The organism is Dyella humicola, assembly GCF_026283945.1.
Taxonomy (GTDB): domain Bacteria; phylum Pseudomonadota; class Gammaproteobacteria; order Xanthomonadales; family Rhodanobacteraceae; genus Dyella; species Dyella humicola.
This window is the reverse complement of sequence record NZ_JAPDPC010000001.1, coordinates 2,161,743-2,178,187: the sequence shown is the minus strand read 5'-3', so window position 1 is coordinate 2,178,187 and position 16,445 is coordinate 2,161,743. Positions and strand designations below refer to the sequence as shown.

Here is a 16,445-nt window from a genome sequence, read left to right as displayed (position 1 = left end):
CTACCTCTGCAAGAAAACCCGCGAACAACATAGCACAAAACGGTTGCATTATAAAACCTTTTTGACTATAAAGGGTTTAATTATGCAACCTTTGAGAGCAATCCCCTCATGTGGATCGTCCAGCTGGCACTGCGCCGGCCCTATACCTTCATCGTGCTGGCGCTGCTGCTGCTGATCCTGGGCGTACTGACGATTGTCCGCACCCCCAAGGACATCTTTCCGAGCATCGACATCCCCGTCGTCAGCGTCATCTGGAACTACAACGGCTTGCCGCCGGACGAGATGAGTGGCCGTATCACGGGCGGCTTCGAGCGCGTCTCCCTGGTTACCGTGAACAACATCGAGCACATCGAGTCGCAGTCGTTGAACGGCATCGCGGTAGTGAAGTTCTTCTTCCACAAGGGGACGAACGTCGACCTGTCGATGAGCCAGCTCACGGCGGTCTCGCAGTCCTGGCTCAAGCAATTGCCGCCCGGAACAACGCCGCCGCAGATCCTTGCCTATAACGCCTCCAGCGTCCCCATCATCCAGCTGGCGCTGTCCAGCCCGACGATCAACGAGCAAGGCCTGTTCGACCAGGCGAACAATTTCGTGCGCACGCAACTGGCCGGCGTGGCTGGCGCCTCCATTCCCTACCCTTACGGAGGCCGCCAGCGCCAGATCCAGTTCGACCTTGATCAGCGCCTGCTGAGGGAGCGTGGCGTCTCGGCCAATGACGTGGTCAACGCGGTCGCCGGCCAAAACCTCATCATTCCGGCGGGAACGGAAAAAGTCGGGCAGTTCGAATACAACATCAGGTTGAACGGAAGCCCGCGGGCGGTCGACGAATACAACAACTTGCCGATCAAGACGAGCAACGGTTCGATCGTCTACTTCCGCGACGTTGGCCACGTACGCGATGGCTCTTCCCCGCAGACCAACATCGTCCGCGTCAACGGCGCCCCGGCCACGCTAATGACCATCCAGAAGACAGGCGATGCCTCGACGCTCGACATCATCGAGCAGATCAAGCAACGCCTTCCGCAGGTGCGGGAAGCCTCGCCACCCGCGTTGAACATCAACCCCATTGGCGACCAGTCGCTGTTCGTCAAGGGCGCGATCGACGGTGTCGTGCGCGAGGCCATCATCGCCGCCGCGCTGACGGGCCTGATGATCCTGCTGTTCCTGGGAAGCTGGCGATCGACCTTGATCATCACCATTTCGATTCCGCTTTCCATCCTGGCGTCGATCATCTGCCTGTCGCTGCTGGGGCAAACCATCAACATCATGACGCTTGGCGGCCTGGCGCTCGCGGTCGGCATCCTGGTGGATGACGCGACGGTTGCCATCGAAAGCATCAACACCCACCTGGAGCGCGGCGAAGGCGTCGAGGAGGCCATCCTCAACGGTGCGCACGAGATCGCCGTGCCCGCCTTCGTGGCGACGCTGTGCATCTGCATCGTGTTCGTGCCCATGTTCTTCCTGGATGGCGTGGCCCGCTACCTGTTCGTGCCGCTGGCCGAAGCAATCTGCTTCGCCATGCTGGCCTCCTACGTGCTCTCGCGCACGCTGGTACCCACGTTGGCCAAGTATTGGCTACGCATGCACCAGCATCACGAAGACAGCGCACCGCGCCACGCGATGGCCCGCTTCCAACACACCTTCCAGCGTCAGTTCGAAGCGATCCGGCTTCGCTACCAGGATCTGCTCAAGGCCGTCATCGATCGGCGCCGCGTGTTTATCCCCGTGTTTTTGGGCGGCGTATTTGCATCGCTCCTGCTCACGCCATGGCTCGGCCAGAACTTTTTCCCGTCGGTGGATACGGGCCAGATCAAGCTGCATTTCCGGGCGCACGCAGGCGTGAGGGTTGAGGAAACCGCAAAGCTTTCCGAGCAGATCGACGCGCAGATTCGTAAGGTCATCCCGGGGCAGGAAATCCAGAGCCTGGTCGACAACGTCGGCCTGCCGGTGAGCGGCATCAACCTTGCCTACAGCAACTCCGCGCCCACGACGGCATCGGATGCGGACATCTTGATCACACTGAATGAAAAGCACGGATCGACGGGAGATTACGTCCGCCGCCTGCGCCAGACGCTGCCGCAATCATTCCCGGGCGTCACCTTCTCGTTCCTGCCGGCGGACATCGTGACGCAGATCCTCAGCTTCGGCTCGCCGGCGCCCGTGGACGTGCAGGTCAGCGGCTTCAATGTCACGGCCAACAACACGTTCGCGCAGAACCTGCTGGAACGCCTGCGCCATGTGCCGGGTGTGGCGGACGCGCGCATCCAGCAGGCGCTCGACTATCCCGAGTTCGACGTCAAGGTGGATCGCAGTCGCGCGCTGGAGCTGGGATTTGCGCAACGTGACGTGGCGAACAACCTGCTGGTATCCCTGACCGGCAGCTTCCAGACCAACCCCACGTTCTGGATGGATGCAAAGTCCGGCGTGTCCTACCCGCTGGTCACGCAGACGCCCCAGCCGCAGCTCAATTCGCTGGATGCACTGAGGAACATTCCCGTGACGGGCTCGGCCGGCACGCAGCCGCAAATCCTGGGCGCGATCAGTTCGATCACGCGTGGCGTGGGCCCCGCCGTCGTCTCGCACTACAACGTCGCGCCGCTGATCGACATCTACCTGGCGCCGCAGGACCGCGACCTCGGCGCTGTCGCCACCGACGTGGCCAAGGTGGTCGACAGCATGAAGAAGGACCTTCCGAAGGGCTCGACCATCACCATCCGCGGTCAGGTGCAGACGATGCAGTCTTCGTTTGGAGGCCTGTTTGGGGGACTGGCCTTCGCGGTGTTGCTGGTCTACCTGCTCATCGTGATCAACTTCCAGTCGTGGACTGACGCCTTCGTCATCGTGACCGCACTCCCCGCGGCGCTGGCGGGCATCGTGTGGGCGCTGTTTTTGACGCACACGACGCTGAGCGTGCCGGCACTCACCGGCGCCATCATGAGCGTCGGCGTCGCCACGGCCAACAGCATCCTGGTGGTGAGCCACGCAAGGGAACGACTGGCCGAAACGGGCAATGCGCTGGAGGCGGCACTCGAGGCGGGCTTCATGCGCTTCCGTCCCGTGCTCATGACCGCACTGGCCATGATCATCGGCATGCTCCCGATGGCGCTGGGACTGGGCGATGGCGGCGAACAGAACGCTCCACTCGGCCGCGCGGTGATCGGCGGCCTGTGCCTGGCCACGGTTGCGACGCTGATCTTTGTGCCGGCGGTGTTCTCGCTTGTCCACGCGCGCCGGCAGAGCGCCGGCTCACTTCGCCTGTCCGCCGAACCGATTTAAGACTACTCATAGGGTCAAGCAACATGACTACTGAACACCACTCCCCTGCCCGCCGGCGCGCGGCCCCGGCGCTCTACACAGGGACGGCCGTCCTCCTGGCGCTGGCGATCGCTGGCATTTGGTCCAGGCACGAAGCCGAAGCGGCCGTGATCAAGTCCACGGAAGAGGCCTCGGTGCCGACCGTTTCCGTGGCATCCGCCAAGCCTACGCCAGACCAGGAAGACGTCGTGCTTCCCGGTACGGTCCAGGCGAAGTTCGACACGCCCATCTACGCCCGCACCAGCGGTTACATCAAGCACTGGTACGTGGATATTGGGAGCAAGGTGAAAGCGGGCGACCTGCTGGCCGACATCGATTCGCCTGAAGTAGACCGTCAACTTCGCCAGGCCGAGGCCGACCTGCTGACTGCACGCGCGAATGACCGTGTCGCCCAAGCCACGGCAAAACGCGTCCACGCCTTGCTCCCCACGGAATCCGTGTCACAGCAGGACGAGGACCAGGCGTCGAGCGACGCGGCTGCCAAGGCCGCGTTGGTCGCGGCAAGCGAGGCCAACGTCGATCGACTGAGGCAGTTGGTGGGCTTCGAACGGGTGGTGGCGCCCTACGATGGTGTAGTGACCACGCGCAAGACCGATATCGGCGCGCTGATCGATGCTGGCAGCGGCAACGGTCCGGAACTCTTCCGTGTCGCTGATCTGAGCAAGCTGCGCATCTATGTGCAGGTGCCGCAGAACTACGCCGCACGTATTCGTCCGGGTGTGCCGGTCAAGCTGCAGTTTCCCGAGCAGCCCGGCCGGGTCTTCGAGGCCCAACTGGTTCGTACGGCCAATGCCATCGAGCCGGTCAGCCGCACGCTGCTGGTCGAGCTGGAAACGGACAACGCCAAGGGCGAACTGTTCCCGGGCGGCTATACGGACGTCCATTTCACCCTGCCCAACACCAGCCACGCCGTGCGCGTGGCGGCCAATGCCCTGTTGTTCCAGTCGGAAGGCCTGCGCGTGGCGACGGCGGCCCCGAACGGCCGCGTGGTGCTCCATGCCGTCACGCTTGGCCGCGACTTCGGCACCGAGGTGGAGATCACGACCGGCCTCCAGCCTGGCGACGCGGTGATCCTCAACCCGCCCGCCTCGCTCGCGAGCGGCTCCAGCGTGCGCGTTCGCCAGACGCCTGCCGCGGGTGCGGATCGACGCCTGGCCGCGGGTGATGCCGCGGTGACATCGAAGGCGGGCAAATCATGAAAACCACGTCGCTGCGCTTACGCGTGATAGGCGTCGCGCTCGCCGTTTCCATGCTGGGTGCCTGCGATCTGGCGCCGAAGGACGCGCGACCAACACTTCCACCGGTCGAGGCATACAAGGAAATCGGCGACTGGACTGTGGCCCAGCCGGGTGGCGGACAGCCGCCGGGTAACTGGTGGCACGTCTTCAATGACCCCACCCTGGACAAGCTCGAGGAGCAAGCCACCCAGGCCAACCAGGATATCCAGGGGGCGATCGCCCGCTTCGACGAGGCCCGCGCTGACGCGCGTGTAGCGCAGGCAGACTACTATCCCACGGTGGACGCGACCGGGTCGGCAACGCGCAACCATCTCTCCGCCTCCGTGGCCGATCCGCTGCACAACCGCACGTTCAAGCAATACGAAGCAGGCTTTGACCTCAATTACGAGATCGACCTGTGGGGCCGCGTCCGCAATGAAGTGAAGGCGGGTAAGTTCCGGGCGGGTGCGTCTGGCGACGATCTGGCAGGGGTCGAGCTGCGCATCCATGCTGAGCTGGCCATCGACTACTTCGTGCTCGGCGGCTACGACCTTGAGCAGAACATCCTTGACGACACCGTCCGCAACTACCAAAAATTTCTGGAGCTGACGCAGGCACGGGTGCAGGTCGGATATGCCCGCAAGGGGGACGTATCCACCGCCCAGGCGCAACTGGAGGGTGCCCGCACGCAAGCCACCGAGATGCGGCTCAAGCGCGCGAACCTGGAACACGCCATCGCCATTCTTACCGGCGCGCCGCCGTCCAACCTGTCCCTGCCCGCGCGTCCGCTCGACGTCGAGCCGCCGGCCATCGCCGTCGACATCCCGTCGACGTTGCTTGAGCGCCGGCCCGACATCGCTGCGGCAGAAAATCGCGTGTCTGCGGCCAATGCCGATATTGGCGTGGCGCGCGCCGCCTATTTCCCTACGCTCAACCTCACGGCACTTTTCGGCGTGCAATCCGCCGCGGCAGGCAAGCTGTTCAGTGCGCCATCGGAAGCCTGGTCGTTCGGCCCCACCGCACTTCTCAACGTCTTCGATGGCGGCCGCCGTAAGGCTGGCACCGCCAAAGCCCGCGCAGGCCACGCCGAGGCTGTGGCTGCCTACCGACAGAGCGCGCTCAACGCCTTCGGTGAGGTGGAAGACAACCTGTCGTCCTTGCATCGCTTGAGCGAGGAAGCCCAGACACAGCAGGCGGCGGTCGCTGCCGCCGCCGAATCCACGCGCCACGCCACGGACCTCTATGCAGGAGGGTTACAAAGCAATTTCAACGTCGTTCAAGCGCAGAACACAGAGCTGGCCGCACGCCTGACCGCTGCCGACATCAAGACTCGACGAATGACCTCAAGCGTTCTTCTGATCAAAGCACTTGGTGGCGGATGGCAGCGCGACGATCTGTCTTCGACTTCCGTTGATGTCGCTGGGAAGGCGCGTGCGGAATGAAAAAGTCTGGCGCTGAAGCGACGGATCTCGATTTCCCAAGTAAAAACCAACTGATAAATGTGCTGCTTCTGTGTGGGGAAATCTTGGTTCCCCTGCACGCCCAGACGGCAATTATCACGCCATACGCCAGCTCCAACTTGGCTCATGACTCTCAACCTTGAAATTCGCGAGTAACCCATCCGACTTCAGTGATTACAGAGGACCTCATCATGTCGACGATCCGCTTTCACTACAAAACTACTTCGACGCCCGAGCAGTTTATCGCTGGGCTCACCGACTTCGGGCCCGGCCGCTCGATGCTCTTTGGCAACAGTTCCGATGAGTACCTAAAGGTGCATCACCGCGGCCCCTCAGAGGCTGACGTAACGGAGGGCTCGGCGGGCATCTGGGAACGACTGCACTACAACTGGTCCGATCCCGATCGCGTCGTCATGACGACAACCGACTCCAACGTATGGGGAGGACGTTCAAGTCATGTCTACACATTCACGCGCCTGCCGGATGGCACGACTGCACTAGACGCGGTCCTGGTGCGCGAAGGCAAGAACATCAAGGGACGTTTACTCGCGTTAGTACTTGGAAGCGTCGGCAGGTCCGTTCTGGAAAGGGCTTTTGCGAACAGTATTGAGGCCATCGAAGCCAGGAACGGAGCAGCGACAGGCGTGCCCGAGACTTTGTGAAAACGAACCATCGTCATGCCACCGCTGGGTGGCATGAAGGCAAATTGATACCGTGCACGGGCTGCAACCCAAGCACGGACGCCGTCCGAGGGGCTGCCGCCGAAGTGCAAGGAGGTTCTAGCTGCCTTTCTGATCGAGAAACCCTCGCCATACGCCCGGGGCGAATAGCGCGGCGGCGTGGCCGGGCGACCACCATGTATTTCATGGTCACTTCCGCTCGCAACCTTTTGCGATCAGTGCGCTTGGACGTGTAACAGAGATGCGCCGATCGTTGGCCTTTCGTTCGAAACGTCGCGCTTTGTCAAGAATCCTTCACCAGTTGTCTCTAGCGTGGCCCTGCTTGCCCATTCCTGGGCAAGCCACGACCCCTGGAGAGCACCATGACAAAAGCTTTGTCTCTTCGCATTGCTCGGCGGCGTATCAGCGCGACCCTCGCGCTCGTTTTGTTCGGCACCGGCGTTCTCGCCCATGCCGATGATTCCAGGCATCAGCACGACATCCATTTCTGGCCGGGCAATCTGGTCCTGAGCCGCAGCGTGTACGACAACAAGGCCAGCAACGTCCAGGTCGGAACGATCCTGCCAGTCAATTGCGCCCATACGACGGGCGGCTGCGGCGCTGCCAGCGGCGCGCCGTACGACGGTACTTACCCTTATGTATGGAACAACGATCTGTACGACGCCAGCTTCGGCATCACGGCGCGCATCTATCTGGATCAGCTGACCCCGGATGGCCATCTGATTGATTCGCTACAGGTTCCCAATAGCCTGCTGCCGACGGCGCCGGAAGGCGCGCTGGTAACCAGCTTCAGCTCGAAGTCGGAACTTGCGCTGCATCTTTCGCAGGATCGCAAACACCTGAGTTTCATGGGCTACGTCGCACCGGTGAACACGCTCGATGTGTCCAATTCGAACACGCCCGGCGCCGTCGATCCGACCAACCCGGATGGCCAAAGCTTCTACCGGGCGGTGGCCACGGTCGACCGCAAGGGACACTTCAGCTTCACCGAGACCAATGCTTACAGCGGCAACAATGGCCGTGCCGCCATCCTGCTCGACCGCGACGGCGCTGACTACTTCTTCACCGCCGGCAATGCAGGCAATGGCAGCAATCCACAACCCGCTGGCGTCGTCCTCGGCGCCGGCACGCAGTTCATTGCGCCGGCGCACCTGCCGGAAATCGCCCAGCTCCCAGGAACCAGTACGCCTTTAGCCAGTTTCTCCGTGACCGCGCTGGGCCTGAAGGCCGACAAGATCGGCAAGGACGACAATTTCCGCGGCATGACCGTGCATGACAACGTGGTGTATTTCACCAAGGGCAGCGGCGGCAATGGCGTGAACACGGTGTATTTCGTCGATACGACGGGCACGGCCTGCCCCAACGGTGTCGGCGTGCCGGTCGCCGGCGCGTCCTTGCCCAAGGCGCCACTGGCTTATGACGCGAGCACGCTGCAGAGCAACGGATTGCCGACCAACATGTGCATCCTGGCCGGATTCCCGACCACGCCAGCGAAGACCGCCAAAACGCTCGCCTATCCGTTCGCCTTGTGGTTCGCCGACGCCAACACGCTCTACGTAGCCGACGAGGGTGACGGCTATGTAGGAGGTCCCGATCTGTACACGCACGCAGCCGCGCAGACCACCGCGGGCCTGCAGAAGTGGGTATACAACAGCGGCAGCAAGACCTGGTCGCTGGCCTATACCCTGCAATCGGGACTCAACCTGGGCCAGGCCTATACGGTATCCGGCTATCCGACCGGTACCAATGCCGCCACCGACCTGCCGTGGTCGCCAGCGACCGCCGGTCTGCGCAACCTGGTGGGTCGAGTCGATCGCGACGGCCAGGTGACGATCTGGGCCACGACCTCGACGGTCAGCGGCAATGGCGATGTGGGTGCCGATCCGAACCGGCTGGTGGCGATCCGCGACGCGCTGAAGAACAGCAGTGCCACGACGGCGGCCCAGGAAGCCTTCGTGACATTGCGTACCGCGAGCTTTGCCGAAGTACTGCGAGGCGTGTCGTTTACGCCGGAACAGGATGCCGACGACCGCCGCTGAGTCGATGACTGTCGCTTGGCTGGTAGTCGAATGGAGGTGCTGGCGCCAACGCGCCGGCACCTTGCTGAGGGAGGTGAGGCCCCACGCAACTTTCAAGGCCACGCTCAGAGGCCTGTAATGACCTGACACCGCGTCGCGCGCACGGGGAAGTATCGCCATCGACTTTTGGAAAATCACATTCTTTGACGAGAGGAGCGAAGCCACAATGTCGCACCATTATTCCGGACCAAACTTTGGTTTCCCGCATAGTGACGCACGCCTCGACCTCACCGACATCTACGCGTTTCCGAAGCCAGGCGACACGGGCAAGTCCATCCTTATCATGAACGTGCACCCGTCAAGTTCCGTCGTACCGGTGGCACCAACGACACGCGAACCCTTCTCACCAGCGGGACTGTACGAGCTCAAGATCGATACGGACGGCGACGCGGTGGCCGACATTGCATTTCGCATGCGCGTATCTTCTTCAGTTGGCGCGACTCAACGCGTGACACTGACCCGCACGGCCGGTCCGCCTGCGGCTGGCGCGGACGATGCTGGCGAGATCATCCTGGAAGACGCATGGGTGTCGATGGGACGCGAGGCGATCGTGTCGACTAAAGGTGACCATCGGTTCTTCGCGGGCTGGCGGAGTGACCCTTTTTTCTTCGATGCGCTGGGCGCGCTGGATGGCCTGCGTTTTACCGGGCACGATTTCTTCCACGACAAAGACGTTTGCAGCTTCGTGATCGAACTACCCAACCTTGCACTGGGTGCGGGACCTGTCCGCCTGTGGGCTCGCACGATGGATGGTGGAATTGGCCGCTATGTGCAGGTGGAGCGTGGCGGGCGTCCGCAGCAGGCCGTGTTTCTACCGGGCGATCAGCAAGGCGACTACATGGCGTCCCAACCCGCCGACGACGCGCGTTTCATCGCCACCTTCGCGCACTCGCTCGAACATGCTGGAGGCTACGCAGCTGAAGAAGCTCTGCGGGTGGCCAAGACACTGTTGCCTGACCTTCTGTCCTACGACCCGATGCAACCAGCCTCGTTTCCGCAGAACGGACGAGGGCTCACCGACGATGCGGCCGACCAGTTCATAGCGATACTCACCAATGGCCGAATCACGAGTGACAACGTCGGTCCGCACACGGATCTGCTTAGCGAGTTTCCTTACCTTGGACCGCCGCACGGCGAGTGATGCGAGCGGACGCGCGTCGCTCGGCGCGCCATCGCTTGCGGATTGCATGTCGCCAAGCGAGTGAAACCGCTGACCGCCAGGCTGGCGCTCACGTCGCACCATAGCTTTCATTGATGGCTGCGGTATAAAAAATCAAATTCACATGGGATGCCTGATGCTGGACACCCGCCAGTAGCCACTCGCGAACTCGAGGCTCAGCCATGCCCGCGACGATCCACCCTGGCGCGTCGACGTCGTCATCGAAGTCCCAGCGTCTTGCCACGTTGTCAGCAAGTGCCGGGGGGCCACTGGGTGGCCTCTTGTTGTCACTGCTGTGCTTTTCTGCTCATGCGACTCCGCCCGCCAACGCATCAACATCGTCTGCGATGCCCGAAGCTGTGCAGGTTTGTTCCGCGTGCCATGGTGTCGGGGGTGCTGGAAACGCCTCTGGTATTCCGCGTATTGCCGGCATGAATGTCGACTATTTGGCTCACACGCTTGCGGCATTCAAGACGGGTAGCCGTCACAGCGACACGATGCAGCCCATTGCTCGCACGCTTTCCGACCCGGATATTGACGCGCTAGCCAAATACTTCGCCGCCCAACAACCTCCTCTTGCCCCCTCCCCAACCCACCCTCGCCTGACATGGTTGCCGCTGGCAAGGCGCTGGCGATCCAGGGTGACAACAGAAGCATTCCCGCCTGTTTCAGCTGTCATGCAACGAATGGGAGAGGTAACGGTGAGCGCTATCCAAGCATAGCCAGCGAGCCGGCCGCCTACATCGTGAACCGACTGCACGAATTTCAGGCGCGCGCGCGGGCCAGCACTCCCAAACCTGGTTCGATGACGGAAGTGGCTTCCAAACTTTCTGACGCGCAGATTCGCGATGTGGCAACGTATCTGTCCGGCATCTCGCCGAGGTGATCCCGCTATTCGCCCGTGGCTTGTTCCGGTTCGCAAGTAATGGTGCCCACCGCCACGAGCGAGTGTGATGAAGCCAGACTTCGCCGTAAGTCGCGCCCCAATTCGAAGGCGTCCAGAATCTGCGCGCTTTACCGGGGGAGCAGGCTACTTGAAAGGTGTGTCGGCCTCTCCCAGGTCATCGCTTTAGGTTTCCCTGCCCCGTCTCCTTGAGAACGAGGGAGACAAGTAGAGCCAAGGCGATGATCACAATCCAAAATACGCCCGCGTGACGAAAATGTTCTGCGGGATCGGCGTTGACGGCACCCAGTGTTTTGCCGAAATGACTGGCGAATATCGGCCCGATCACGGCTGTTACGCCGAAGGTGAGAAAATTGATCCCGCCTGTGGCACTACCCTTCACCCGATCCGGATTGACTTCCTTGATGATGGTGTAAGGGATCATGGCGGCGCCTGAAGCCACGCCAAGAATGAGTAGTGTCAGCCATGCGGGTAGAAGTGCGGGCAGAAAAGTCAGCTGGGCCACGCATATCAACATCACCACGATGCCCCCCGTCAACGCTGGCTTGCGTCGATGCAACTTATCGGCAAGCCAACCGAGCAAGGGGCAGCCAATGACCCAACCCAAGGGCACCATGGACGCAGCAAACACGGCACTCTGGTAGGTGAACAGCTTGTCTTCCTGAAAGAAGCGCACGCCCCACACCATGTCGCCAATCGTGGTCGGCACGAACAGCAGGCCCGCAACCAGACCACACAAATACGACTGCGGATTTGAGAATACGATCTTGTAGGTGTCGAGCAGCCCCGACACGCCACTCTCCACGACGGCGGGAGGCTCCCGCGGCGTGAGAACCATCAAGATCGCGCCGGTAACGAGCACGAGCACGCCCAACAACACCCAGAAGCCCGCCACCGACATGACCCCGTGAATCAGCGGTCCGACGACGATCTGCCCGGCGGAACCGCCAAGCATTCCCAGGCACTGCGTGAGACCGATGGCCGTTGCCAATCGCTGTGCGGAAAAGCCGTGGCTTGCAAGATATACCGCACCAGTGAACGCGAAAGCGGATCCGGCGCCCTGAAGAAGGCGACCGCCATTGCCAGCCGCCACATGGGGTAGCGCAAAGAGCAGACACCCCAAACCAAGAATGGCCATGCCCGCCGGCACCACGTACTTTGCGCCCAGCCGATCGAGAAGTACGCCAGCGATCAGGCTGGTGGTGGAGTAGGTGTAGTAATAGGTGCCGAGGATCGAGCTGACGCCAAGCGCACTGACCCCGAAGGCCTGCGAGAGCTCCGGAATCATCACCGCAGGCGCCGAGCGGCCGGCATACTCAAAGAAGTAGAACAGCAGCGCACAGCCCCAGGCGATGGCAAACGCCCGAGTTTGTGGCTGCGGAATCGCCGAGGGCATGGATACGCTGCTCACGGGAATACTCCTGTGCTAACGAGGCAGGTCGCGCTTGCCACCCCTGCCCTGGCTGGTTGCTCAGCGTCCGAAAGCGGTACGCGCCAATTCGACTATTTCGTTGGCTTCACCGTTAAGCACTGCCTTCATCATCCAGATGCTGAATCCCTTCGCCTGCTCCAGCGTGATCTTCGGCGGCATGACCAGCTCCAGCGGGTCGGTGACCACCTCGACGACCGCGGGTCCGTCATGGGCGAACGCCTGCTTGACGGCATCCGCAAGCTGCGAAGGGTCCTCCACCCGTACGCCATGGATACCCGCCCCTTCAGCAATCTTGGCGAAGCTCGGGTTGTCCAGATGCGTGCCCACAGGCAGAAAGCCGCCAGCCTTCATTTCGATATCCACGAAACCCAGCAGGCTGTTGTTGAAGATCACGATCTTCACCGGCAATTTGGACTGCCTGAGGGTCAGCAGGTCGCCCATCAGCATGCTGAAACCGCCATCGCCCGACATGGAAATGACTTGCCGCCCCGGGTAAGCGACCTGCGCACCGATGGCTTGAGGCATGGCATTGGCCATCGAGCCGTGCAGGAAAGACCCGAGCAGCCTGCGCTTGCCATTGACGCGCAGATAGCGCGCGGCCCATACGGTCGGCTCGCCAACGTCGCAGGTAAAGATGGCATCCTCGCTGGCCAGATCGCTGACCACTTTCGCCACCAGCTGCGGGTGTATGCCTCGCTTGGTTGCGTGACCGACGGCCAAGGCATCCAGCTCGGCACGGGCTTTCTTGTAGTGCTCGACTGCTATGGTGAGATGCGAATCATCTGGTTTTTCCGACACGCGACCCAACAGGCGTTTCAGTGCCTCGGGCACGTCTCCGATCACGCCCAGATCGAGGCGACACCGCTTGCCGAGATTCTCGCCGCGAATATCGATCTGCGCGATACGTGCTTTGTCAGGATAGAACTGGCGATAGGGAAAATCCGTGCCAAGCATCAGCAGTGTGTCGCACGCCAACATGGCGTAGTAGCCAGATGAAAACCCGATCAACCCGGTCATGCCGACGTCGAACGGGTTGTCCCACTCGACGTGCTCCTTGCCACGCATGGCGTGAACGACCGGCGCCTTCAGCTTGGCCGCCAGCGCGACCACTTCATCGTGCGCACCTGCGCATCCTGCGCCACACAACAGGGTTATCCGCTTGCCGGCATTGAGCAGCTCGGCCAGCGCATCGATGTCCGCATCCTGCGCCAGGACCTTGGGTAGCCGGGGAATCAACTGTGGCGACGGCTTGCGGCCGACCGCTTCGCGCAGGGCCACATCGCCAGGGATAACAATGACCGCCACGCCCTGCTTGCTGATGGCCTCGCGAATGGCCGTTTCGACGATGCGCGGAACGTGGTCCGCGTCGCTGATCAACTCGGCGTAGTGGCTGCATTCCTTGAACAGGGATTGCGGATGGGTTTCCTGGAAATAGCCGGAACCGATTTCCGTGCTGGGAATGTGTGCGGCGATGGCAAGCACCGGCACGCGATTGCGATGACAGTCGAACAGCCCGTTGATGAGATGAAGGTTTCCAGGGCCGCAACTGCCGGCGCACACGGCCAGCTTGCCGGTCAGCTGCGCGTCCGCACCTGCTGCAAACGCCGCCACCTCTTCATGCCTGACGGCGATCCATTGCGTACGCTTGTGCGCCCGCAGTGAGTCGGTGATGCCATTCAAGGAGTCGCCCACCAGCCCATAGATGCGCTCCACACCGGCGGCTTCCAGGGTTTCAACCAATCTCTCGGCTACAGTCGTCATGATCGCCTCTATCGGAAAGGGAGGAGATTGGCATCCCCTCGAAGCGTTCGTTCACTACTCAATGGCAGGCCCAGCCGGGCCTCATCCATGGTTGTTCGTGCTCCACCCTGGCTTCCGCACACGAGAGGTCAGAGTCGCAAATGCTCTCACTCCGATAGTGATGGCCAAGCGAACGCGTTTCGTTTCAGATCGGATATCGAAGTGCGGACTTTCGTGGGAATTTTCGTGTCGTGTTGGTCTTGCGACAGGTATCGTCGACGATAAATTTGATGCACGCGTGCGTCGCCAAGCTCATGGAGGACGAGGTACGCGGCGGGTAGTCAGCAGAAGTAAAAACGGAGCGCCCACTGGGCGCTCCGTTTCGTAGCGACGCAGTAGGTCTGCTCGCGTTAGCGCTGCTTGATCAGGCTGTGCACGGTCAGCGGGCCGCCGAACTGTTGCAGCAATCCGCCTTCTCCAAGGCGGCCCAACGTGATGGGGGCGAAGCCGAGTACCGTGGCGAGCGATGCCACCCGCTCGTTTGCATCGGTGTGGTCGCCCGAAACGAAGATCGTGCGGTGACCTTCACCCTGGCGCGGCTCGTCCGCGAGCACCGCCGCCGGCAGTGTATTGAATGCCTTGACGACCTTGGCGCCCTTGAACTTTGCTGCCACGACGTCACTGGAGGGGCGCCCGCCAAGATCCAGCGGCTTGAACGCGGGAAACTCGATCGCGTTAGTGGCATCCACCACGATCTTGCCGGACCAGTCGCTGCGCAACTGGGCGACCTCCTCCACCGCCCCAAACGGGACGGCGAGGATGATCACGTCCGCATCCAATGCGACGGTGGTTTCCGTGGCGCTTACGATGGGAGCGAAGGTTTGCACTGCATCTTCCAGCGAGGCGGGTCCGCGACGATTGCTGATGACTGCCTTGATCTTGTTGCGGGCAAATTGCTTGGCCAGGGCGCTGCCAACGGCGCCTGAGCCGATGATGGCGTAGCTCATGAGATGTCTCCTGATAAAGACTAGATGGGAAAGTTGTGAGGGATTAGCGCGACTTGTGGTCAAGGCTGAGCGGGCCCGCGCCATTGACGGTCAGCAGCAGGAAGGCGCCGGCGATCGACACGTTCTTCATGAACATGATCATCTGCATCTGGTCGGCAAAACTCGTGTGAAACAGGAGGCCGGTCAGTAGCGTGAAGCCGGCCATCAAGAACGCAACGATGCGGGTCTTCCAGCCGAGCATGATGGCGACAGCACCCAGGACTTCGGTGGCGATCACTAGCGGAAGCATGCCGGCGGGTACGCCGACCGAGGCCATGTAGCCCGCGGTGGCTGCATAGGCGGTGATCTTGCCTACGCCCGAAAGCAGGAACAGACCAGCAATCAGGACGCGGCCGGCCAGTTCGGCGAAGCTCTTCAGGGTGAGGCTCGACGTGACCTGGGTCTGGTCGAGGGATGATGCATAGCTAACGGTTTCGGTCTTGGTGCTCATGATGGGTTCTCAGATGGGGATGGATGGGTCAATCGGATGAACAGCTAGGACTTACTTCAGGCGGTCTGCTGCACGCAGCCGGCGGCCAATACGTGCGATCTCCGCTTCGCCTTGGGCGAGCGCGCGAGCGTTGGTGTGGACGGAGTACTTGCCCATCACCAAGGGATACGGGTGCTTCACGGCGGCGCCCAGCACGAAGGACGCGTCGTCATGCGCCACCACGTCGATGGCGTGGTCGGATTCTTCAAAGATGGCGAGGTCGCCCGCGGTGAGGCCCTCAGGCACGCTGGTCGTACCTTGATGCAAGGCGATCCACGCCACGGTCTCGTTCGGGTTCGGCTGAAAGCGCCAGTGCTCACCCGCCTTCAGGCGCACATGCAAATAGGTGATGCCGGCGGGAGCGCGGATCGGGCTGGTCGCGCCCTGGTACTGCCCTAGCAGTACCCGCGCCGGACCCACGAGCGGGACCTCTTCCGGTGCGATGTTCTGGCTTTCAGGGGCGCCATTTTCCTGCTCCGGCGGCAGCGTCACCCAGAGCTGGAAGAACTCCACCGGCGTGTCGCCGACGACATGACCGTCATGCCACACACCACTTCCCGCCCTCATCCACTCCAGCCCGCCCGTCAGCACTTCGCCCTGCTTGCCGGTGGTGTCTTCGTAGGCCACGCGGCCCGAAAGCACGGCCGTCAAGGTCGCGATACCCGAGTGCGGGTGGATGCCGAACAAGGGACCCGCTGACGGCGGCAGGACGCCCGCGTCCAGAAAGACGAAAGGCTTGATCCACTGGCCGAGATCGGAAGGGCTGACCAGGCGGGTAATGGGGCCACGGTGATAGCCGGTGGTGACCGTCCAGATCTTGCGCGGCGCGGCCACCGGCTCGATGGTCGATTCGGATGGGGATAGAAAGGAAGCAACAGCGTTCATGGGGGCGTCCTCGTCTGCGATGGAGAAAGGCTAGGCCTT

At 62.0% G+C, this 16,445-nt stretch carries 13 protein-coding genes; 8 read left to right on the top strand and 5 right to left on the bottom strand.

Annotated features, from left to right (window positions below; translation table 11 throughout):
* The first annotated feature begins 108 nt into the window (after nucleotides 1-108).
* From OUZ30_RS09730 to OUZ30_RS20415, 8 genes are all read left to right on the top strand, one after another.
* Nucleotides 109-3,276 carry an efflux RND transporter permease subunit gene (locus OUZ30_RS09730; RefSeq protein ID WP_266182040.1) on the top strand — a complete coding sequence of 1,056 codons (3,168 nt, stop codon included), beginning with the start codon at nucleotides 109-111 and terminating at the stop codon, nucleotides 3,274-3,276.
* A 23-nt stretch (nucleotides 3,277-3,299) separates the two neighbouring features.
* A complete protein-coding gene (locus OUZ30_RS09725; RefSeq protein ID WP_266182039.1) occupies nucleotides 3,300-4,514 on the top strand; it encodes an efflux RND transporter periplasmic adaptor subunit in 1,215 nt (404 codons plus the stop codon).
* Complete coding sequence (locus OUZ30_RS09720; protein ID WP_266182038.1) at nucleotides 4,511-5,974, top strand: efflux transporter outer membrane subunit; 1,464 nt, start codon at nucleotides 4,511-4,513, stop codon at nucleotides 5,972-5,974. Before OUZ30_RS09725 ends, OUZ30_RS09720 begins: the two co-directional genes overlap by 4 nt.
* A 209-nt stretch (nucleotides 5,975-6,183) precedes the next feature.
* Nucleotides 6,184-6,654, top strand: a complete 471-nt coding sequence (locus tag OUZ30_RS09715; protein ID WP_266182037.1) for a hypothetical protein — start codon at nucleotides 6,184-6,186, stop codon at nucleotides 6,652-6,654.
* A 380-nt stretch (nucleotides 6,655-7,034) separates the two neighbouring features.
* Nucleotides 7,035-8,711 (top strand): hypothetical protein, encoded by a 1,677-nt coding sequence (locus OUZ30_RS09710; protein WP_266182036.1) that lies wholly within the window; start codon nucleotides 7,035-7,037, stop codon nucleotides 8,709-8,711.
* A 205-nt stretch (nucleotides 8,712-8,916) separates the two neighbouring features.
* Nucleotides 8,917-9,891 (top strand): DUF4331 family protein, encoded by a 975-nt coding sequence (locus OUZ30_RS09705; protein WP_266182035.1) that lies wholly within the window; start codon nucleotides 8,917-8,919, stop codon nucleotides 9,889-9,891.
* Between the two features lie 200 nt (nucleotides 9,892-10,091).
* Nucleotides 10,092-10,631: a c-type cytochrome gene (locus OUZ30_RS20420; protein WP_425601492.1), complete on the top strand. Its 540-nt coding sequence runs from the start codon at nucleotides 10,092-10,094 to the stop codon at nucleotides 10,629-10,631.
* The gene (locus OUZ30_RS20415) at nucleotides 10,517-10,795 is read left to right on the top strand and encodes a c-type cytochrome (protein ID WP_425601491.1); all 279 of its coding nucleotides are present in this window, start codon (nucleotides 10,517-10,519) and stop codon (nucleotides 10,793-10,795) included. Before OUZ30_RS20420 ends, OUZ30_RS20415 begins: the two co-directional genes overlap by 115 nt.
* A 175-nt stretch (nucleotides 10,796-10,970) precedes the next feature.
* Here the strand turns inward: OUZ30_RS20415 and OUZ30_RS09700 are convergent, their stop codons facing one another.
* From OUZ30_RS09700 to OUZ30_RS09680, 5 genes are all read right to left on the bottom strand, one after another.
* Complete coding sequence (locus OUZ30_RS09700) at nucleotides 10,971-12,224, bottom strand: MFS transporter (RefSeq protein WP_266182034.1); 1,254 nt, start codon at nucleotides 12,222-12,224, stop codon at nucleotides 10,971-10,973.
* A gap of 60 nt (nucleotides 12,225-12,284) precedes the next feature.
* On the bottom strand, nucleotides 12,285-14,006 hold the full coding sequence (poxB, locus tag OUZ30_RS09695; RefSeq protein WP_266182032.1) for a ubiquinone-dependent pyruvate dehydrogenase: 1,722 nt from the start codon (nucleotides 14,004-14,006) through the stop codon (nucleotides 12,285-12,287).
* 389 nt (nucleotides 14,007-14,395) lie between these two features.
* Entirely contained in the window at nucleotides 14,396-15,076 is a 681-nt protein-coding gene (locus OUZ30_RS09690; RefSeq protein WP_425601490.1) for an NADPH-dependent F420 reductase, read from the bottom strand.
* On the bottom strand, nucleotides 15,036-15,482 hold the full coding sequence (locus OUZ30_RS09685) for a DoxX family protein (RefSeq protein ID WP_266182030.1): 447 nt from the start codon (nucleotides 15,480-15,482) through the stop codon (nucleotides 15,036-15,038). Before OUZ30_RS09685 ends, OUZ30_RS09690 begins: the two co-directional genes overlap by 41 nt.
* A gap of 51 nt (nucleotides 15,483-15,533) precedes the next feature.
* Nucleotides 15,534-16,406 carry a pirin family protein gene (locus OUZ30_RS09680; RefSeq protein ID WP_266182029.1) on the bottom strand — a complete coding sequence of 291 codons (873 nt, stop codon included), beginning with the start codon at nucleotides 16,404-16,406 and terminating at the stop codon, nucleotides 15,534-15,536.
* Nucleotides 16,407-16,445 lie beyond the last annotated feature (39 nt).

Coding starts and splice junctions, on each gene's coding strand:
- OUZ30_RS09680 (WP_266182029.1), bottom strand. CDS start 16,406: ATGAACGCTGTTGCTTCCTTTCTATCCCCATCCGAATCGACCATCGAG.
- OUZ30_RS20415 (WP_425601491.1), top strand. CDS start 10,517: ATGGTTGCCGCTGGCAAGGCGCTGGCGATCCAGGGTGACAACAGAAGC.
- poxB (WP_266182032.1), bottom strand. CDS start 14,006: ATGACGACTGTAGCCGAGAGATTGGTTGAAACCCTGGAAGCCGCCGGT.
- OUZ30_RS09685 (WP_266182030.1), bottom strand. CDS start 15,482: ATGAGCACCAAGACCGAAACCGTTAGCTATGCATCATCCCTCGACCAG.
- OUZ30_RS09720 (WP_266182038.1), top strand. CDS start 4,511: ATGAAAACCACGTCGCTGCGCTTACGCGTGATAGGCGTCGCGCTCGCC.
- OUZ30_RS20420 (WP_425601492.1), top strand. CDS start 10,092: ATGCCCGCGACGATCCACCCTGGCGCGTCGACGTCGTCATCGAAGTCC.
- OUZ30_RS09710 (WP_266182036.1), top strand. CDS start 7,035: ATGACAAAAGCTTTGTCTCTTCGCATTGCTCGGCGGCGTATCAGCGCG.
- OUZ30_RS09705 (WP_266182035.1), top strand. CDS start 8,917: ATGTCGCACCATTATTCCGGACCAAACTTTGGTTTCCCGCATAGTGAC.
- OUZ30_RS09730 (WP_266182040.1), top strand. CDS start 109: ATGTGGATCGTCCAGCTGGCACTGCGCCGGCCCTATACCTTCATCGTG.
- OUZ30_RS09715 (WP_266182037.1), top strand. CDS start 6,184: ATGTCGACGATCCGCTTTCACTACAAAACTACTTCGACGCCCGAGCAG.
- OUZ30_RS09690 (WP_425601490.1), bottom strand. CDS start 15,076: ATGGCGCGGGCCCGCTCAGCCTTGACCACAAGTCGCGCTAATCCCTCA.
- OUZ30_RS09725 (WP_266182039.1), top strand. CDS start 3,300: ATGACTACTGAACACCACTCCCCTGCCCGCCGGCGCGCGGCCCCGGCG.